This is a genomic window from Paenibacillus cucumis (ex Kampfer et al. 2016) (genome assembly GCF_019748695.1).
Lineage (GTDB): Bacteria > Bacillota > Bacilli > Paenibacillales > Paenibacillaceae > Paenibacillus > Paenibacillus polysaccharolyticus.
Window position 1 is genome coordinate 1 of sequence record NZ_JACLIC010000019.1, and the last position, 20979, is coordinate 20979.

The 20979-nt window shown below is 45.8% G+C and carries 17 protein-coding genes; 13 read left to right on the forward strand and 4 right to left on the reverse strand.

The window, feature by feature from the left end; genetic code table 11:
• Positions 1–97: 97 nt before the first annotated feature.
• Positions 98–1060, reverse strand: coding sequence for a peptide-methionine (S)-S-oxide reductase MsrA (msrA, locus tag H7T88_RS11205; RefSeq protein ID WP_154957676.1), 963 nt, complete (start codon positions 1058–1060; stop codon positions 98–100).
• Between the two features lie 251 nt (positions 1061–1311).
• Positions 1312–1923 carry a TVP38/TMEM64 family protein gene (locus H7T88_RS11210; RefSeq protein WP_221788503.1) on the reverse strand — a complete coding sequence of 204 codons (612 nt, stop codon included), beginning with the start codon at positions 1921–1923 and terminating at the stop codon, positions 1312–1314.
• Positions 1924–2156: 233 nt separating this feature from the next.
• Between H7T88_RS11210 and H7T88_RS11215 the strand changes: the two genes are divergently transcribed.
• Positions 2157–3095 carry a Gfo/Idh/MocA family protein gene (locus tag H7T88_RS11215; RefSeq protein ID WP_221788504.1) on the forward strand — a complete coding sequence of 313 codons (939 nt, stop codon included), beginning with the start codon at positions 2157–2159 and terminating at the stop codon, positions 3093–3095.
• 52 nt (positions 3096–3147) lie between these two features.
• Positions 3148–3462, forward strand: a complete 315-nt coding sequence (gene yxiS / locus H7T88_RS11220; RefSeq protein ID WP_221788505.1) for a protein YxiS — start codon at positions 3148–3150, stop codon at positions 3460–3462.
• Positions 3463–3572: 110 nt separating this feature from the next.
• Here the strand turns inward: yxiS and H7T88_RS11225 are convergent, their stop codons facing one another.
• Positions 3573–4391 carry an AraC family transcriptional regulator gene (locus H7T88_RS11225; RefSeq protein WP_154888407.1) on the reverse strand — a complete coding sequence of 273 codons (819 nt, stop codon included), beginning with the start codon at positions 4389–4391 and terminating at the stop codon, positions 3573–3575.
• Positions 4392–4583: 192 nt separating this feature from the next.
• Here H7T88_RS11225 and H7T88_RS11230 point away from each other — a divergent pair, with 192 nt between their 5' ends.
• From H7T88_RS11230 to H7T88_RS11255, 6 genes are all read left to right on the forward strand, one after another.
• On the forward strand, positions 4584–5696 hold the full coding sequence (locus tag H7T88_RS11230; protein WP_154888409.1) for a Gfo/Idh/MocA family protein: 1113 nt from the start codon (positions 4584–4586) through the stop codon (positions 5694–5696).
• Between the two features lie 378 nt (positions 5697–6074).
• Complete coding sequence (locus H7T88_RS11235; protein ID WP_221788506.1) at positions 6075–7043, forward strand: sugar phosphate isomerase/epimerase family protein; 969 nt, start codon at positions 6075–6077, stop codon at positions 7041–7043.
• 24 nt (positions 7044–7067) lie between these two features.
• Positions 7068–7796 carry a ThuA domain-containing protein gene (locus H7T88_RS11240; RefSeq protein WP_145413147.1) on the forward strand — a complete coding sequence of 243 codons (729 nt, stop codon included), beginning with the start codon at positions 7068–7070 and terminating at the stop codon, positions 7794–7796.
• A gap of 344 nt (positions 7797–8140) precedes the next feature.
• Complete coding sequence (locus H7T88_RS11245) at positions 8141–8443, forward strand: winged helix-turn-helix transcriptional regulator (protein ID WP_090922720.1); 303 nt, start codon at positions 8141–8143, stop codon at positions 8441–8443.
• Between the two features lie 183 nt (positions 8444–8626).
• Entirely contained in the window at positions 8627–9355 is a 729-nt protein-coding gene (locus H7T88_RS11250; protein WP_090922585.1) for a hypothetical protein, read from the forward strand.
• Between the two features lie 194 nt (positions 9356–9549).
• On the forward strand, positions 9550–10266 hold the full coding sequence (locus H7T88_RS11255; protein WP_154888413.1) for a hypothetical protein: 717 nt from the start codon (positions 9550–9552) through the stop codon (positions 10264–10266).
• A 141-nt stretch (positions 10267–10407) separates the two neighbouring features.
• On the opposite strand, the gene H7T88_RS11260 is transcribed toward H7T88_RS11255, so the two are convergent.
• Positions 10408–11124 (reverse strand): Crp/Fnr family transcriptional regulator, encoded by a 717-nt coding sequence (locus H7T88_RS11260; protein ID WP_090922581.1) that lies wholly within the window; start codon positions 11122–11124, stop codon positions 10408–10410.
• A gap of 428 nt (positions 11125–11552) precedes the next feature.
• Here H7T88_RS11260 and adhE point away from each other — a divergent pair, with 428 nt between their 5' ends.
• The 5 genes from adhE to H7T88_RS11280 all read left to right on the forward strand — a co-directional run bounded on the left by adhE (position 11553) and on the right by H7T88_RS11280 (position 20919).
• Positions 11553–14165 carry a bifunctional acetaldehyde-CoA/alcohol dehydrogenase gene (adhE, locus tag H7T88_RS11265; protein WP_154888415.1) on the forward strand — a complete coding sequence of 871 codons (2613 nt, stop codon included), beginning with the start codon at positions 11553–11555 and terminating at the stop codon, positions 14163–14165.
• A gap of 645 nt (positions 14166–14810) precedes the next feature.
• A complete protein-coding gene (locus tag H7T88_RS28715; RefSeq protein ID WP_260510846.1) occupies positions 14811–14939 on the forward strand; it encodes a hypothetical protein in 129 nt (42 codons plus the stop codon).
• Between the two features lie 281 nt (positions 14940–15220).
• A complete protein-coding gene (pflB, locus tag H7T88_RS11270; RefSeq protein ID WP_090922577.1) occupies positions 15221–17479 on the forward strand; it encodes a formate C-acetyltransferase in 2259 nt (752 codons plus the stop codon).
• A gap of 86 nt (positions 17480–17565) precedes the next feature.
• Entirely contained in the window at positions 17566–18318 is a 753-nt protein-coding gene (gene pflA, locus H7T88_RS11275; protein WP_221788507.1) for a pyruvate formate-lyase-activating protein, read from the forward strand.
• 306 nt (positions 18319–18624) lie between these two features.
• Positions 18625–20919, forward strand: a complete 2295-nt coding sequence (locus tag H7T88_RS11280) for a stalk domain-containing protein (RefSeq protein WP_221788508.1) — start codon at positions 18625–18627, stop codon at positions 20917–20919.
• Positions 20920–20979 lie beyond the last annotated feature (60 nt).

The following is a 20979-nucleotide window of genomic DNA, read 5'->3' on the forward strand; positions in this document are numbered from 1 at the left end:
TTAAGTGTCCATCTTATAGGGTACATTTTAATCAACCCATTGCTCTTTTGGCTTAGTAAGAGGGTACTTTTGCTACATTTATTGCTTCTGCCCAGACTTATTCGAATAAAACGTGGTATTCGCCGTAGCCTTCTTTTTGCAGATCCTCTTTAGGTATAAAACGAAGTGCCGCGGAGTTGATGCAATAACGCAATCCGCCTGCTTCCGTAGGGCCATCCGGGAATACGTGCCCCAGGTGGGAATCTCCTTCACGGCTGCGAACTTCGGTACGGATCATGAAGTGGCTGAGATCTGTTTTTTCCTTCACGTTGTAGTCTCGAAGTGGACGAGTGAAGCTTGGCCAGCCGCAACCCGAATCGTATTTGTCGGTAGAACTGAACAGGGGCTCACCCGATACGATATCCACATAGATGCCATCCCCATGATGATCCCAGAATTCGTTGTGGAACGCGGGCTCCGTGGCATTGTTCTGTGTTACCTCATATTGAAGCGGAGTCAGACGCTCCTTAAGTCCGCTTTTGTCCACACTACCCGACCAGTTGCGCTCAATGAAGTCCTGACGGCCTGAGCCTTTGCTGTACCGTTTGTAATGAGCAGGGTTTTTGCGGTGATAGTTCTGATGATGTTCTTCTGCTTCATAGAACGGTTTGGCAGGCAGGATTGGGGTGAAGATCGGTTTGTCAAAACGTCCGCTCTGTTCCAGTGCAGCTTTGGAAGCTTCAGCAATCTGGCGTTGCTCCTCACTGTGGTAGAAGATAGCCGTCTGATAAGATGATCCGCGGTCATGGAACTGTCCACCGGCATCTGTTGGATCAATCTGCTGCCAGAAGAGCTCAACCAGTTTCTCATATGGGAAAATGGATGGATCAAACGTGATCTGCACCGCCTCCACATGACCTGTTGTTTCCGAGCATACTTCCTCATACGTAGGATTCTCGGTATGTCCACCTGTATAGCCTGAAACGATCTTATGAATACCAGGCAGTTCTTCAAAAGGGGATACCATACACCAGAAGCATCCGCCTGCAAATGTTGCTTTTTCCAATGACTGTTGTTCCATGCTATATTCACTCCATTTCTGATGAAAGAATCGGGCGCTTGCATTTGAACAGGGCTATGCTATATGGCATGCGTTTGCCCCAAAAACATTCGCTCCCGTTCAAAGAGAGGCTCCAGCAATCATCGTTATATTTGAATTTCTAAATATGAATATTAGGCTTACTCTTCTATTATATCCCGAATGGTCAAGTCAACCAAGCGGGATCGCGCAAGTAGGCATGAATCAGACTGGAAAAGTTGTTCAGTACAGCCTCAAGCCTTTTTACGTGACCGATAGCGAAACAACATGAAAATCATAGCCATAACAATCATATATCCCGCCAGTATTCCCAAACTCAGCCAGATCGATGAACCGGCCTGTGCCCCTGCGTAGGCAAATACAAAGATTGCAGGCATTTTGCCAATCGCTGTCGCTGCCAAGAACACCCAGAAGGGGGTATACGTAATGCCGGCATAGATGTTAACAGCCATCTGGGGAACCACGGGCAGTAAACGCATCGTCATCACGCCCATGAACGGATGTGCTTCCATCCAGGCCGTGAACCGATTCAATCCACGGATACGTTCAAGATAACCCCGAGCCTGTTCCCGAAAAATAGTTCTTGCACCAGCATAGACGAGGATCGCCGCAAGCGTTGTGCCGAGCCAGCAAATCCATGCAGCCATGGTTATACCGTAGCTGTACCCAAAAGCAATAATAACAATTTTGTAGGGAATAACAGGTACAAGGGCAAACAGTGTTGCCAAAGAAAGTAACAGCGGAATGGACTGATGATCCTCGGCCCATGCCAGCAGTTCATATCTGTAAATAAACGTGACTCCGGCAAGTAAAACATAAACGAGGAGCCATAACCATTTTCGCAAAAGCCAAACGCTCCTTTCAATTCAGATCCTTGGAGACTCAGAGTCTCATCCGGTTCTGCTATCCTTTATAAGTTTACCACGACAGGCCATCTTGTGAACAATGTAGACAGCTATTACTTCGGATCACTGGCAAGTTAGAGGCGGAGAGGTTACACTATAGGACGGAGAAAGTCATAGGCCGGATTACAAATGAAGGCTGACGAATGAATATAGCTGAAGGTGGAATGCTCATCATGGAAACGATCAAGCGCACCCGAATTGCAATCATCGGACTCGGGGGAATCGCACGTAAAGTATATTTGCCACTACTCACGGCCCATCCGCAAGTAGAGATTGTTGGCATCATGAACCGCTCACCAGAATCGGTAAAGGAGATTGGACAGACGAATCGCATTGAGCGGGGCACAACCGATCTCAAAGAGCTGCTGTCCTGGGATTTGGATGCGGTATTTGTACATACGGCAACGGAATCCCATTTCGAGATTGTGATGGCATGTCTGGAGAAGGGACTGGCAGTGTATGTAGATAAGCCATTATCCTATACCCTGCGGGAGTCTGAAGAGATGACGGCATTCGCAGAAGCACAGGGCTTGTTGCTCGCTGTTGGATTTAACCGCAGATTCGCACCGATGTATCTAAAGGCAAAAGAATGGATGCAGGGCGAAAAGGGTTACGAAACACTCACTCTGACCAAACATCGCACAGGTTTACAAGATCGCCCAGCCGCCGAGACCATCTATGATGATCTCATTCATATTCTTGATCTGATGTTATGGTACGCAGATAACGATGTACAACTTGTGCATCAGTGGCTTCGCGAAGATGATCAAGGTCGGTTGTTGCACGCGGCTGGAACAGCCAGGCAAGGTAAAACGGCACTCGCTCGGTTCGAAATGATTCGTGCCGCAGGCGCTGATCTAGAAAAGGTAGAGATGCACGGCGGAGGAAGATCGGTAGAAGTCGTGAATATGGATACAGCTTACTATGCAGAACAAGGGGAACTGGATACAAAAGAGACATTTGGAAGCTGGGATACCGTACTGGAACGCAGAGGTTTCGCCGGAGCTGTAGATCATTTCCTTGCTTGTCTGCATACACCCGATGACTGCCAGATCAGTGCTAGTTATGTTATGGACAGTCATGAGCTGGCTGAGAAGCTGATCACGGGATAAGTAAATACAGTGTACAGTTGAACGAGGTAAAGTAAAGGAGCGCTAACAAAGCATGGATGAGTATCAAAAGGAACGCAACAAACAAATTGAGGAAGCCGTCATTGAGTCGTATAAGCAGGAAGAAGAGATGATGATCTTGGTCTTTGCTCAGTGGTGTGTAAATAACGAGCTTGACCCGGAAGAGATGTACCGACAAGCGTATCCCGAGCAACAGAGCAATGAGCGTTTGCAGCAGATACAGAAGCTGATTGTCCCCAAGGAGGAAGCTGGAGATATTCGAGACGATACTGTGCTTGGTGTACTCTCCATGTTTGGCAACGAAGACCTCGCTATGGTCGTGTCCGAGGCCATCGCCGCGCGCAAATAAGTATAAAAGACGTATACTACTGCATCACCAAAATGGTAACAATTTGAGGTTTAACAGTGTTTATGCATTAGCGTTTGGAAATCCAATTGTTACGTAAAGAATTAGAGTTATTACATCTGTTCCCGGTGAATCAGGCGAAATTCCTTAGGGGACATGCCAAACCGGGAACGGAATACACGATGGAAATATGTATAATTGTTAAAACCGGATGATTCAGAGACTTGTTCGAGGGTCATTGGACTAAAAATAATCCGTTCTCTGGCCATATTAAGACGCACATCTAGCGTATATTGCATAATGCTTTTGCCAAACGTTTCTTTAAAAAGATGCACCCCTCGTGAGACGCTGATGCCCAGATGCGTTGCCACATCCTCCAGTTTGAATAGAGAAGAAGCATTTTCCTCGATATAATTTTTAATTTCATAAGCAACATAATTGGTTTTCGTATGGGTTGGATGCTCGGATAACAATCGATCCACTTCCAAACATAATATACGCATGTAATAACTCGAAATCTCGGGGTAAGGATTGGAAAGGCGACGTTGCTCCAGAATCAACTGTCTGAATAAAGTTAATAAGCTTTCGGACAATTCCACCTTGATTCGAGTCGGCCGTTTATGGTGTTTCCACCACTCATCCACCCAGGAACCGTTGAAGAAAATATGATAGTCCCCACTCTCCACAAGCCGCTCCCCCATAGGATTGTACTCGTTGTCTATTCTCAGTTCATAAGGTTCATCCGGTTCAAAAAGAAGCAAGTCTCCTGCGTCAACCCTGGACATGGAGCCATCAATGCGAGCACGGCAGCGTCCATCCGTTTGAAGCCGCATCAAGTAATTTTTTACCCCATCCAGTTGAACCATGCTGTAAGGTTTACGGTGGAATGAAAAGCCAGCTGTAAGAACTTGGCAGGAAAAGTCTGTTGGCATAGGTATACTCCTTGTGTGAATTAGAAAATTATGACCAGATAGTTCATGTTTCAATCATATTATTCATTTTAATTGAAGCGCAAACAGAATACCATAGACTTAGAGTTGAGCAACATAAACAAACTATGGTTTCAACAAGCATTTTAAGCAAATGAACATGGTTCTTACATGCGTAAGGAGATGAACATCATCGTGGAAAAAATGAAAGCAGGCATCATTGGCTGCGGCAATATCAGTGCGATTTACTTAGAAAATCTTAAAACAAATCCTTATATCGAGGTTGTTGCGGTCGCTGACCTGATCCGTGAGCGTGCTCAGGAACGGGCAGATGAATTTAATATCGCAAACGTTTACAATGTAGATGAGTTGTTACAAAATGACGAGATTGAGCTTGTGCTGAACCTGACGATTCCGGGCAGTCATGCGATGACTGATCTGGCTGCTCTGGAAGCAGGCAAGCATGTGTATGCCGAGAAACCGCTGGCCATTTCGCTGGAAGATGGACGCAAAGTAGTGGAGCTTGCCGAGGAAAAGGGACTGTACGTTGGCTCTGCGCCGGATACGTTCCTTGGATCAGGCATCCAGACTGCTCGCAAAGCCATTGAAGAAGGTTTGATTGGCAAGCCGATTGCGGCTACTTCCTTCTTTATGGGCGGGGGGCCGGAGGCATGGCACCCTGATCCTGAGTTTTTTTACATGGCAGGGGGCGGGCCAATGTTTGACATGGGGCCATATTATTTGACGGCTCTCGTTACGCTCCTTGGCCCGATTCGCCGGATCAGCGCGTCCGCAGGTATTCAGATTGCTGATCGCAAGGTTGGTTCAGGTCCCAAAGAGGGAACTACGCTTCGTGTCGAAACACCAACCCACTTGGCTGGAACGATCGATTTTGCGGATGGAGCCATCGTAACGATGATTACAAGCTTTGATATCCGCGGCGCTTCTGATCTGCCACGTATCGAAATTTATGGCACGGAAGGCACGCTCAGTGTCCCTGATCCTAACTTTTTCAATGGAGAAGTCAAGCTTCGCCGTTATGGTCAAGACACATGGGAGACGGTTCAGCCGGCCTTCGAAAGTGGGCACAATGAGAGGGGCATTGGACTAACCGAGATGGTGGAGTCCATTCGTGCCGGACGCGAGCATAAAGCAAGTGGCAAGCTGGCATATCATGTGCTTGAAGCCATGCATGCATTTCAGCGTTCTTCTCTTGAAGGCAAGCACATTCATCTGGAGAGCACCTATGACAGCGTTGTAACAACCAATGCCAGTCCATCCGAAAATGAAACAGTTGAATCTCATTAATGGATAATGGAGCTTCCAGTTTGAAGATCCATGAGTGACAACGTGAATTTTCGGGATAGAATCATGCTTGTTTTTCCACAATAACTAAACAAGCATGAGAACGGAGCAAAAATGCAACAGCGACAGGTTTGATAAACTATATCGTTTGAACATTTTATTTACACAGCAACGGAGAGGACGGAAAAAACCTGGAAAAGCGAAGCGCTCGCCTTTATCACCGGATTTTTCCCTATCAAAGGGAATCAAAAAAATCTGGGGATAACAGCTACTCTCCAGGTTATTCTGTCATCGGAGTGCTCCGTGTAAAGATTTGGTTCAACATATATAGGAGAGCAAACACAGCAATCATACACTATCTAAATCAGGGAGGAATTGCACTTGAAACTCGGCGTATTTTTGGTACTATTCGGTGGACGTAAATTAGAGGATGCCCTTGATTATGTAGCTTCCAAGGGACTTAAAGCAGTAGAGATTGGAACAGGTGGACACCCGGGGAACGCTCATTGTAAGCCAGATGAATTGTTAAGCAATCCTACAGCACTTAAAAACTTCAAAAATGCGGTGGAATCACGCGGTCTGACGATCAGCGCTCTGAGTTGCCACGGCAACCCGTTGCATCCGCAAAAAGACATTGCAAAAGGCTTCCATGATGATTTCATAAAATCGGTAGAGCTGGCTGAAAAGCTGGAAGTGCCTGTTGTGAATACATTCTCCGGCTGTCCGGGAGACCATGAGGATGCGAAGTATCCAAACTGGCCTGTGGCACCGTGGCCTAATGATTTTCAAGAAATTTTGAAATGGCAATGGGAAAACAAAGTGATCCCTTACTGGACGGAGTGGGGCAAATTCGCTGCGGATCGTAACGTAAAAGTAGGTTTGGAGCTGCACGGTGGATTCTCCGTGCACACACCTGCAACGTTGCTAAGACTGCGTGAAGCCGCAGGCGAAGTCATTGGTGCGAACCTTGACCCAAGCCATATGTGGTGGCAAGGCATTGATCCGGTTCAAGCGATTCACATTTTGGGTCGTGAAAATGCAATTCATCACTTCCATGCCAAAGATACAACGATTGATCCGGTGAACGTGAATAAACACGGGGTAACAGATATGCAGGATTACACGAACATGTTAGATCGTGCTTGGCAGTTCCGCTCCGTGGGTTATGGACATGATAACAAAACGTGGGCGGACATTATGAGTGCCCTGCGTCTGGTTGGATATGATTATGTGGTAAGTATTGAACATGAAGACGGTCTGATGTCGGTTGAAGAAGGATTCTCTAAAGCCGTACAAAATCTCCAGCAAGTATTGATCGAGGAACCGCTGGGCGATATGTGGTGGGTTTAGAGCTATACTAGGGGGAAATTGAATATGATTAACGTCACCATTTGGAATGAGTTTGTCCATGAGAAAATACATGATGAAGTAAAAGAAGTATATCCGGACGGTCTGCACCGTGCACTTGCTGACGGACTTGGCGGCGAGGGATTTGCGATTCGTACAGCTACATTGGATCAGCCTGAACACGGTTTGAGTGATGAGGTACTGGATTCCACAGATGTGCTTATATGGTGGGGACATATGGCACATGATCGCGTTAGCGACGAGATTGTACAGAAGGTAGTGCAACGTGTATTGAACGGTATGGGTATGATTGTGCTCCATTCGGGTCATTTCTCGAAGCCTTTCAAAGCGTTAATGGGCACAAGCTGTGATCTCAAGTGGCGTGTAGCAGATGAGCAGGAGATCGTGTGGTGTGTCAATCCGTCTCACCCGATTGCGGAAGGCATCGACGCCAAGATCGTATTGGAAAAAGAAGAGATGTACGGTGAATTCTTCGATATTCCAGTACCGGATGAGCTGGTGTTCGTGAGCAATTTCCAAGGCGGAGAGGTATTCCGCAGTGGATGCACGTTCCGTCGTGGCGAAGGCAAAATCTTTTATTTCCGGCCCGGACATGAAACGTACCCCACGTATTACAATCCGGAAATCTTGAAAGTGATCAGCAACGCTGTAAAATGGGCCTACCCTGCCCGAAGTTCGAAGCCACAATACGGCAAGAGCGAACCCGTAAGACCAATTGGTGGCGTGCTGGTCTAAGCCGCAGAAGCTTTAGCTTTACTCATGGACATTCATCATTAAAATTGATTAGGTAATATGGTAATACCGGGAACCCTTCTCCAGGTCGTCTGACTGTGGTAGAAGGGTTCTTTTTGGGTAATATAAGGATATCAGTTGTTAAACGATATTTCCCATGGTTACCTGCCATAACGTGTTGTATACTGAAGGTATACTGTATCGATAGTATTGAGTTTTGTTTTTTTAATGTAAAGTTTTTTGCGGCAGACGTTTTCTTTAAAGCTCAAATGTGTTATTATGAAATATACTAACAAAACGTAAGTTGAGTGATCTCTAAAGAGGTGATAAAAGTGGAAGATCAAGATATGCGGATGTGTCCGCGCTTTGAGACGGCGTTTTCTTTTTTGGGCAAGCGCTGGAATGGGTTGATTATTCAAACGTTAATGAGTGGTTCAAAGCGATTCAAAGACATCTCCAATCTGATACCATCCATGAGCGACAAGATGTTGTCTGAACGGATGAAAGACCTGGAGAGCGAAGGTATTCTGGTGCGTCATGTGTACCCGGAAACGCCAGTGCGAATTGAGTATGAGTTGACCGAGAAGGGCAAGGCGTTACAGCCTGTAATGAGTCAAATTCAAGACTGGGCCGAACACTGGGTGGAATAACCAGCTGATGCTGTGTGCAGAAAGTACAGAAACTCTTGATTTCCAGTGAAATCAAGAGTTTTTTGTCTTCTGTGACAGCTTACATGGGACTTTTTCGCTTATCCGTTGCACATGTTGTCATCAGATGTAGTATAATCTATAGAAAATGGCCGCAGACGGCCGGAGCGAAGGAGGCCACTTGTCATGAGAGAAGAAAGCTTATCCCGTGAAATACGCTACGGCAAACAAGATATTGCAGAACTTGAGAGCGCATCCATTCAGGTTCATCTGATTTATCAGAAAACGGCAGAACTGTTCAAACGCTCGGTTGATTCACCTTCGGGGAGTAATAATCCTGTCCACACAGACGTGGATTGGATGAACAGCGCTGGCTCAGGATCGTCTCCGGCGGTGCTGCAAAAATGGATCCAAGCGCCTAGTGGCTGGAAATGTATCGGCTGTGAACTGCGGTTACCAGATCGTGTGTCTCATGCAAAACAACAAACTTACAACGACCGGCTCTGTCTGAAGGCCGGAAACGGGAAATTGGTTCAGATCGAAATGCTCATTCAGGCCGTTGTCTGGTCACAATACGAAAAAATCCGTATGTTTGCACCTTGGCTTGGTGATGAGCCGTTCTACACTGCGGAAGAACTGGAAGTTATTGCACGATATATTGTTCCGACGTATTTCTCGGATCGCCCATTGCATGAGCAGGGCAAAGTGTTCAAAATTCATCAGCCCTACGGTCATATTCCGTTGTATCAGGAATACGTAGATGCTCCGTCCTGCTGCGTACAGGTAGACGGTGCATTACTTGAAGGTCGTTTGCTTACTGGTGTTTTTGTATCCGATACTCAGACGTTTGGCCTTAATCCCTATGTGAAGGACGGCGACGGAGGTCGTACCTACATGCAGGCTTTTGTTCAATAGTGGTCGGGTCAAACGTATGGCTAATGCAGTATAAGGAGGGTCTGCTTGCAGGCTCTCCCTTTTTTGATGGTAGGTGCGTAAACAGGGAAAGGACAAAAGTAACGGCTTTGACACTGTTTTTTATCAAAGAATGTGCCATAATAAAGGGTATGGACAACAGGGTGAATGATTTTACGCAGGGTGGTGTTACCTACATGATGAAGAAAATTCCCGGTTACATAGGTCTATGTATGATTGTTCTCGTCATTTTGACGGGGTGTACCAGAGAGACACAGCCTTCCGAACAGCCGGTTGTCTCAGAGAAAGATTCAGCCAATACGATTACGGTTGCCATTGATGGCAGTACTTTTTTACCTGATGCGACGAAGTCCATCAAACGAGATTTCAGTGAAGGCTTGACGCTCAAAAAAGCTTTGCTGAACAGCGGGCTGGTTGATTTTACGGCAGACGGAAAACGGATCCAGTCTGTGGGTGAGGTTTCTCTTGATTCGTCTCTGAGTTGGGCAGTGAAGCTGAACGGTAAGGATATTGCTCCAGAAAAGTGGGATACCGAGCTTCATGCTAAGGATGAAGTCATTATATACGTCAAAGCTGCTGACAGCGGGGGAGAAGGTGTCGCATATCAGACAACCCTGCTTAAAGTGAGCGGTGGTAGCGTGGAACCAAATCTGAATCGGCAGTATGCCGGTATTTATGTGCAAGAATGCACTGTTCGTGACGTATTAAAATCCAGTGGAGTTGTGCGTCTGTCGGAGAATAACAAGTTTGTTGTTGCCGTTGAGAATGTTATGCCTCGGACGAATCAGCGCTGGGTAATCAAGGTCAATGATAAAGAGTTAATGGAGAATGGATTGGATATGAAATTAAATCCACGGGATGCGGTGAAGCTTGAACTTGTCAACGCATCCTGAGCACATACAAGGAAATACGAAAAGCCCAATGTTGATAATAATCAAATTTGGGCTTTTTACTGTATGATGAACTCTTTAAACAGTCGTGACAGCAAGTGAAAGGCCCGCTACCTGAGGTCAAGCTATTCATTTAACATGACGTCAAATGCGGCAAATTTCATTCGGGCACAATTCGCAGTGGCAAATGCCCTGCAACATTTTCAGGTCTTTGATCACAATCATACCATTGTCATATTCAATGGCATCTTTTTTGCGAAGGTCACTGAGCATGCGGTTTACACTTTCACGGGTAGCGCCAATCATATTGGACAGATCCGTGTGGGTAATTTTTTTATGAATCATCACATGATCTCCGTGCGCCTCTCCATACGAATTGGATAGCCTGATCAAGGTAGAACAGAGTGCCCCAGGTTTACCGTACAACATCAAATCCCGGAACTTTGTTTGGGTTAAACGATGATGAATGCCCATCCACTTCATGAAATCAATCGCAAAGTCACAATGCTGACAGATCAACATTTCCAGGTCCTTGTGTTCCAGCACACCAATCTCGCTGTCCTCCAGTACTTCCGCCGAGAAGCTGTGTCTGGAGCCAAAGAACGGATCGGCCTGACCAATCATATCGCCTGTCTGGTACATGTACATGATCAGTTCCTTGCCCTCGTCGGTGGATTTCGTGATCTGTGCACGTCCCCGTTTCATATAATAAAGTTTGTCAGAGACGTCACCTTCCCAGTACAGATGTGTTCCTTCCGGGTAGGTTCGGTCTTTCATCGTTACGAGCAGATGATTAAAATTCACTTCCGAGAAACAGTTGGTGTTTCCGCGTTTTTCCAGTACGTTTGTTAGTTCTCCCATACGTTGATCTCCCCTTTATCTCCCCGGTCTGGCGAGTGCAGCTACATGTTGCCCCCGAGGTTCGCCGCAAACTGTGCCATCCTGATCTGGGCATCTCGGCCGTGTGGAGGTACGGTACAAATTGCGGTGGTTCAATTTTTAAGTTCAGTATATACCTAATCTTACCGTTTGAGGGGCATGGAAAGCATTTAAAAATGGCGAAATTTCAAACATTGTGATTAAATTCACTTTTCGAGGGGAAGGATGAGGCTGTTGGTCTACTATTTTAAATAGAAACTGAAATATGACTTCTAAGGGGAGGTTAAAAACTTAACTAAAATTTGTCATACTTTGTGAAAAAAATCACATAATATATCTTTTCCCCGTGTTACGATGTGCATGTAAAGAAGAGAGACAAACCAATACGAACCTTTAGGAGGATGAGGGAGATGGCTGTAAAAAATGAAGTCGCCCCAACAAAAGAACCGACAGCAGGTCAGTATATTCAAACGTTAATTGATAAAGCGAACAAAGCACATGCAGCATTCATGTCCATGGATCAGGAGCAAATAGACCGGATTGTGCAGGCAATGGCGCTTGCGGGACTGGATAAACATATGATGCTCGCCAAAATGGCCGTGGAAGAAACGGGACGCGGTGTATATGAAGATAAAATTATTAAAAATATATTCGCAACAGAGTATGTTTATAACAGCATTAAATATGAAAAAACAGTAGGCGTTATCGAAGACAATGAATATGACAGCTTCCAGAAAATTGCGGAGCCGGTTGGTATTATCATGGGGATCACACCGGTAACCAACCCGACATCAACAACGATGTTTAAAGCACTGATTGCCATCAAAACACGTAACCCGATCATCTTTGGTTTCCACCCTTCCGCACAGAACTGTAGCCGCGAGGCCGCGAAAATTTTGCTTGAAGCTGCTGTGAAAAACGGTGCTCCAGCCGACTGTATCCAATGGATTGATGATCCATCCATGGATCGTACCAACGCACTGATGAACCACAATGATGTTGCTCTCATTCTGGCGACTGGCGGATCAGCGATGGTGCGTGCAGCGTACAGCTGTGGTAAACCGGCACTGGGCGTAGGACCAGGTAACGTGCCTTGCTTTATCGAGAAAAGTGCAGATATCAACCAGGCGGTAACGGATTTGATTCTGTCGAAGTCTTTTGACAATGGTATGATCTGTGCGTCCGAACAAGCGGTCATTATTGAAGAACCCATCTTCGATCAAGTGAAAAAGAAAATGATTACGAACGGCTGTTACTTTGTGAACAAAGAAGAGGCAGCCAAACTGACAGCAGGTGCAATCAACGCAGAGAAATGTGCGGTTAACCCGACCATTGTAGGTCAGTCCGCTGTGAACATTGCCAAAATGTGCGGTATTGAAGTACCGGCAGGTACTAAAATTCTGGTAGCCGAGATTGAAGGTGTAGGCACCAAATTCCCATTGTCTGCTGAGAAACTGAGTCCGGTGCTGGCATGTTACAAAGTTAAATCTGCAAAAGATGGTATTGAGCGTGCGGCAGAAGTGGTTGCTTTTGGTGGTATGGGTCACTCCTCTGTCATTCATTCGAACAATGAAGAAGTGATCAATCAATTTGCGGATCGCCTGCAAACCGGACGGATTATCGTGAACTCCCCTTCAACACATGGCGCAATCGGAGATATCTATAATACCAACATGCCATCGTTGACACTGGGTTGTGGATCGTACGGACGTAACTCGACATCTTCCAACGTAACTGCTGTGAACCTAATCAATGTGAAAAGGGTGGCTCGCCGTACCGTGAATATGCAATGGTTCAAAGTGCCGAACAAAGTCTACTTCGAAAAAGGGGCAACTCAATACCTTGCCAAAATGCCGGACATTACTCGCGTAGCGATTATTACAGATGCCATGATGGTCAAACTCGGATATGTGGAAAAAGTAGAGCATTACCTGCGTCAACGTCAGACACCGGTAGCGATTGAAGTCTTCTCAGAAGTTGAGCCAGATCCATCAACAACAACAGTAGACCGCGGTACAGCCATGATGGAACGCTTCCAGCCAGACTGTATTATCGCACTCGGTGGCGGGTCACCAATGGATGCTGCCAAAGCGATGTGGTTGTTCTATGAATATCCTGACACAGAGTTCAACAACCTGAAACAAAAATTTATGGATATCCGTAAACGGATTTACAAATACCCAAGACTCGGATCGAAAGCAAAATTTGTAGCCATCCCGACAACATCGGGTACAGGTTCGGAAGTTACATCGTTTGCGGTTATTACAGATAAAGAGCATGGTAATACCAAGTATCCGCTGGCTGACTATGAATTGACACCAGATGTGGCGATTGTAGACCCTGAGTTCGTATACAGTTTGCCAAAAACGGCAGTAGCCGACACCGGTATGGACGTATTGACACATGCGATTGAAGCGTACGTATCTGTTATGGCGAATGACTATACAGATGGTCTGGCAATCAAAGCCATCCAACTGGTGTTCCAATACCTGGAGCAATCGTCACTGCAAGGTGACAAACTGGCACGCGAGAAAATGCATAATGCTTCCACGATTGCTGGTATGGCTTTTGCCAACGCGTTCCTGGGCATTAACCACAGCTTGGCGCATAAATGGGGAGGTCAATATCACACCGCACACGGACGCACCAATGCTATCCTATTACCACACGTTATTCGTTACAATGCGAAAAAACCGACGAAATTTGCATCGTTCCCGAAATATTCGCACTTTGTGGCAGATGAGCGGTACGCCGAAATCGCACGTATTCTCGGATTACCAGCACGCACAACCGAAGAAGGCGTGAACAGCTTGATTAAAGCCATCCGTGATCTGAACAAAAAACTGGGCATCGAGGAATCGTTCCAGGAAATCGGATTTGACGCGAAAGACTTCGAATCGCGTGTAGACTACTTGGCAGATCGTGCCTTCGAAGACCAATGTACAACAGCGAATCCAAAACTGCCGCTGGTCACTGAACTTGCCGATGTGTATCGCAACGCTTTCTATGGCAAATTTGAATAACAAGCAACATAAATTACAACTTAGCACTTCAAGTTAAAGCAATTGATTCAGGGGTTCTCCACATTGGGGAGCCCCGATTGCTGTATAGTTGCATAGCCGAAGGAAAGAACGGAGAGATAGGAAAGGAGGTGAGGCAAAGAGGGCAGAGAAACGAGAAACGAAGCCCTCATTTATCAGTCCGCTAGACAGGTCTTGTGCAAGGTCGAAGCGGACCGTCCACAGGCACAGTGTAGACTAAGTTATCGCAGAGAGTCAAAATGGGCAGAAAAACGGAGAGGCGGAGCGTCCGTTTTTCAGGAGCGATCTAGTCTCATGCATGAACGAGGTCACACGAACAACGTACCAGTAGAGTTGTAGCAAAGTGATACCCGCGTAAGCAGTAGAAAAAGGATGGGCAGAAAAACGGAGAAGCGAAGCGTCCGTTTTTTAGGAGCGATCTAGTCCCATGAATGAACGAGGTCACACGAAGAACGTACCAGTAGAGTTGTAGCAAATTGATACCCGCGTAAGCAGCACAAAAATGGGCAGAAAAACGGAGAAGCGAAGCGTCCGTTTTTCAGGAACCTATATCATGCCCTTGGTTGCTCCGAGCATAGCGGAGCAATGGTTCCCCAAAATGCTAGGAACAAAGGGGGAGGTGGCTGTTTGCACAGAGAGGTTCACACGATAACGGAGCGGGCAGGACAGACGGAAGAAGCGAAGCGTTCGCATTTATCACCGGATTTTCACTTTGGAAAAGTGAATCGAAAAAATCCGGGGATAACGGCGATCTGAAGTTGTTCTGCCCGCGGAGTGGTCAAGTGTGAACAACCGTGGCGCAGTGCAATAAGACAACATCCAAAGTTTGTGATAAAAATCACAGATGGTGTGACTTGCTCGACGTATACTGAAAATATAAGAAAAACATTCATTCTGCGGTTCCGGTTCCCCAGTAGAGAGAACGTGTTCCGGATCATGTGAAACAATTCACATAAATCGCGGCTTTGGACACATGATGATACGTCTATTGCAACAATATAATGTGTCCAGAAATCCAAAAAAGCGGAGGGATTACGATGTCGGTGATCGAAAAAGATGTTAAACAACAAACAGGCTGGAGAAACTTTACCAAAGGAACATGGACCAAGACGGTTAATGTGAATGATTTTCTGGAACATAACCTTTCCCCATATTATGGCGATGAGGCGTTCCTTGCAGGTGCAACCCAGAATACCAAAGAATTGTGGGATATTGTATCCGACCTGACCAAAAAAGAACGGGATAACGGTGGTGTGCTTGACGTTGATGTGAATACGCCTGCAACAATTACTTCCCACCAACCGGGATATTTGGATCAAAGCAAAGAGCAGATTGTCGGAGTTCAAACAGACGCTCCGTTCAAACGTTCCATTCAGCCATTCGGCGGAATTCGCATGATGATTGATGCTTGTGAAGCATACGGGTTCGAAATGCCACAAGGTGTCATTGATATATTTACAAACATTCGTAAAACGCATAACCAAGGTGTATTCGATGCTTACACTTCCGAGATGCGTGCAGCACGTAAAGCGGGTATTATCACAGGTTTGCCGGATGCTTACGGTCGTGGCCGGATCATCGGTGACTATCGCCGGGTAGCTTTGTACGGAGTAGACTTCCTGATTCGTAATAAAAAAGGTGAGCTCAATGCACTTGAAGTTGATGTTATTGATGAAGATGTCATTCGTTTGCGCGAAGAGTTGTCCGAACAGATTCGTGCACTGCAAGAACTGAAACAACTGGGCGAGATGCATGGCTTCGATATTTCATTACCAGCAACAACGGCTAAAGAAGCATTCCAATGGTTGTACTTCGGCTACCTTGCAGCGATCAAAGAACAGAACGGTGCTGCAATGTCCCTTGGACGTGTATCTTCATTCCTGGATATCTACATTGAACGTGATTTGCAAGAAGGTATTCTGACAGAAGAACAGGCTCAAGAACTGGTTGACCACTTTGTCATGAAACTGCGGATTGTTAAATTCCTGCGCACGCCGGATTACAACGAATTGTTCAGTGGTGACCCAACATGGGTAACAGAGTCTATCGGCGGGATGTCCGTCAACGGCGAGACACGTGTAACCAAAAACAGCTTCCGTTTCCTGCACACACTGCACAACCTGGGACCTGCTCCGGAGCCGAACTTGACTGTTCTGTGGTCCACGAAGTTACCTGAAGCTTTCAAAGATTATTGCAGTAAAGTATCGATCGAAACCAGTTCCATCCAGTATGAAAATGATGATCTGATGCGTCCAATCTATGGCGATGATTATGGTATTGCCTGCTGTGTATCTGCAATGAAGATCGGTAAACAAATGCAGTTCTTCGGCGCACGGGCCAACTTGGCGAAAGCATTACTGTATGCGATCAACGGTGGACGTGACGAAAAATCGGGAGCACAGGTTGGTCCGGAGTATCCTGCTATTACAAGTGAGGTACTGGATTATAATGAAGTGATGAAACGCTTCAAACCGATGATGGAGTGGCTCGCTAAACTGTACATGAACACTCTTAACGTCATCCACTACATGCATGATAAATACAGCTACGAGCGGATTGAAATGGCGCTCCATGACCGTGACATTCTACGTACGATGGCTTGTGGTATCGCGGGACTGTCGGTAGCAGCGGACTCACTCAGTGCCATCAAATATGCCAAAGTTAAACCGATTCGCAACGAACAAGGCATTGCCGTTGATTTTGAAATTGAAGGTGAATTCCCTTGTTACGGCAACAACGATGACAGTGTAGATAGCATTGCTGTAGAGCTGGTAGAAAGCTTCATGAGCATGATTCGCAAGCACAAAGCCTATCGTAACGCAATGCCAACGCAATCTGTACTGACCATCACTTCCAACGTGGTGTATGGTAAGAAAACAGGAACAACACCGGATGGACGTAAAGCAGGCGAACCATTTGCACCAGGGGCGAACCCAATGCATGGACGGGATAAAAAAGGTGCACTGGCATCGCTCGGTTCTGTAGCAAAACTGCCTTATGAACACAGCCTTGATGGTATTTCCAACACCTTCTCCATTGTGCCAAAAGCACTGGGTAAAGAAGATGCTACACGCAAATCCAATCTGACTGCGATGATGGATGGATATTTTGGTCAAAATGCGCATCACTTGAACGTAAACGTATTTGATCGTCAGCAACTGATTGATGCAATGGATCACCCGGAACAATATCCGCAATTAACTGTACGGGTGTCCGGTTACGCAGTTAACTTTATTAAACTGACACGTGAGCAACAACTGGATGTTATTAATCGTACGTTCCACGGTTCGATGTAAGTTACTTTTCCAGTAGTCCAGTCAAGTATTCTGATTCAACATAAAAATGAACGCATAGCGGATGCGAAAAGAAAGGAAGAGGCAACATGGTTAACGGACATATTCATTCACTCGAAACTTTCGGGACGGTTGACGGCCCAGGTATCCGCTTCGTGCTTTTTATGCAAGGATGCCTGCTCAAATGTCAGTATTGTCACAATCCTGACACGTGGGCACTGGATGGTGGAAAAGAGATGACATTAGAGGAGGTAATGGCTGAAATACAGCCGTACCTGTCCTACTATCGTAGCTCTGGCGGTGGACTTACCATATCTGGCGGAGAACCTACCCTGCAAGCTCACTTCGTCGCAGAAATATTCAAGGAAGTCAAACGTCGCTGGGGGCTTCATACGACACTGGATAGTAACGGGTTTAATGAACCGGATCGTATTCATGATCTGCTTGACCATACCGACCTTGTATTACTCGACCTGAAACATATCGATGACGAGAAACACATCAAACTGACAGGCAAATCCAATGAACGTACGTTGAAGACAGCAAGATGGTTATCCGATCATGGTCGAAAAATGTGGATCAGACATGTATACGTGCCTGGTATTCATGATCAGGAAGAGGATTTGTTAAATCTCGGGCGTTTCATTGGTACGCTAAATGGAGTAGAGAAGTTCGAAATTCTTCCTTATCATCAAATGGGGATTTACAAATGGGAAGCACTGGGTAAAGTTTATCCGCTGGATGGCGTACCTTCTCCAACCGAAGAAGAAGTTGAACGGGCATATCGCCTGATTGAGCAAGGTCGTGCAGAAACAGCCAGCGTCATTTGTTCAGGAAAGTAAGCGGTAAGCGAACATCTATTCACAAGCAACCTTTACGAATATTATTTCGTAGAGGTTGTTTTTTTATTTTTTACTCTCAACGGTTAGAACAAATGCTTCTGCACTGGAGCCAGGTAAATCTTTAGATTAACCCATACAGCTTGTTTATTTTAACAGATAACTATTTTCATAGTTTTTCACTTCTATTAAAAGTTTACAATTCTTATTCATTATTTTTAGCAACTTTTCCCGTTTCTGAGCGTCTAATCATATGACTTTTAGAGGGGATATTAATAAAATGGGAGCAGAAGGAGCCAAAGACAAAGAATGAATTTGAAAAAGAAGTTGTCCATACTCACCGCTTTTGCTGTTTTTCAGGCCTTTGCAGTTATTCCTGCGAATGCACAAGCAGCAGATTCAAGTGAAGCTACGCCAGTGAATACCGCAAAAGTGAAATCCGTTGAGGTTGTAAAGAAAGAACAGCCAATTGCTGAGTCTGAAGTAAAATCAGGAGCAACGACTGATCCTGCTAACAATCCATCAAACAACTCACAACCTGCCAACAATGAAAGCGCCATAGAATCCAATCAGGGAACAACAGATCCTTCTGGAACAGAAGCTACACCGGTAAATCCGGCAACAGGAGCAAACGGGGAACAAGGAACAGGTGAAGAAACAAACACACCAAACACACCAACACCTGCTGAAGTAGAGCAACCAACGACTGGTGGAACAGCTGCGACTGTGCGATCTGCCGGAGACCTGACACTTTATATGAATAGCAACAAGATGGTTCAGGATGGGAAAACGTATCTGGCTGGACAGCCAATGGCTGTAAAAAATGGTGTTTCCTACGTGGCCATTCGTGCATTGGTTGATCGGGTAGGTTACGATGTAAAGTACGATAATACAACCAAAGAGACAATCATTCTCAGCGGTGCGGACGAACTTCGTTTTAAAACAAACAGCAAAGTGTATACCGTTAACGGAGAATCCAGAACGATGAAAGGCCCTGCTTATCAAGAAAAAAGCACGTTCATGATTCCATTGACGTCCATTACACAAGCGCTGAACATCACATATACCGTTAATCAGTCTGCGAAGACGGTTGTATTGAAGCTTAACACTAAACCTGTAGCCAGCTTTACGGTACAAAAGGAAATTTTTGCAGGAGATCAAGTGATCTACACGACTAAAAACAGTTCGCCGAACGGCCTTCCGATTGTGGATGAGCAGTGGACTGGACGTCAAGATTCCTTTGATCAGCCAGGCGTTTATACGGTGACTTATACGGTTCAAGATTCCAGTGGCCAGTGGAGTAACCCTTATACGCTTACGATCAAAGTGGAGCGTCCGAATCTTCCCCCAGTAGCGATGTTTACAACGGACAAGGAAGAATACAAAATGGGTGAAAAAATCTCCTACACTGATCAAAGTACAGATGATGAGGATGCGATCGTCAAAAGAGACTGGAGCAACAATGCACTCGCATTTTTCCTTCCGGGACCGAAGACGGTATCACTTACGGTTACAGATCAGCACGGTTTGAGCAACACATATACGAAAGAGATTATGATCACAAGCGAGACGCTTTATAATCAGTCTGATTTCAACAAATTGTTCGTACCAGTAGGGGACAAATTTACATTCAACGGCGGAGAAGTTCCTGGCATGGAAAAAGTTCCGTTTACGTACACGGATGAATCAAGCCTGCTTATTCGTAGTAACAGCCCTGAGACCGTTAACCAGGAAGGCATTGTCTACAAGGAATCTTCCTTTGGACAGACGCGTTTCATGATTCACCATGTCAATAATACGGGCAAAAGAGTAAAGATGTATGTGATTGCAACCAATAACAATCCATACACAGCTGTATTCGATCAGCAAAATATGGGCTTTGCAGGACCGACGCCATTTGCTACCGTTGCGGGTAAATTGTCCATCGATAAATGGTTCAAATCCATGCAAACGGGGGCAGATTCGAAGAGAGTATACATCCAGCCAGGAGAAAGCAAATTGATTCTGACGGAATTGAACAATATTTCGATGAAAGAAGGGCAGGTCATCTCCCTTTATTCCGACGCTTTCAGTGATTATACTCTTGACTACAACATTGTAATGATCGAAGAAAATAAAGATCCGATGGCCGTGTTGTCCTCATTGCCAGTTCTGGACCGTGACGGCGTTCATAACCGTGGGACTTATCCAAACGCAACACGAATCATTACGTACGATCAGGAAGTTGGCACGAAGCCTTCCCGTCTGCCACTCGGGGATAATGCAAGTGATCCGAATCTCGACGGCACAGACCCGATGGCCTTCACAAGCGCTTCTAACGCTGGTAACTTCGGTGTACTGTACAAAATCACCCTGAACAATGTTGCTCCGCGTACACTGATTTCGTTTAATCCTCGCGGAGGCAAGTATTACGGTTCAGCACTTGTGAATGGACAGCTGGTGCAGTTGTCGAATAACAGCCAGTCTCTAAGTGCGCCGAATGAACAAAATGTGCTGTATCGCACAGGTTCTTACGGTGAGAGTGTTACCATTGTTTTCTCTGCTGCCCCTGGTAGCAACTTGCCGGTAAACATTCTGTTTACCCCACTTCCAGCTGAGAAGTAATATTCTAGTGAATCAAACCGTACGGTTTGGAGTGAAAGCTTATATTTTATATACCCGTTC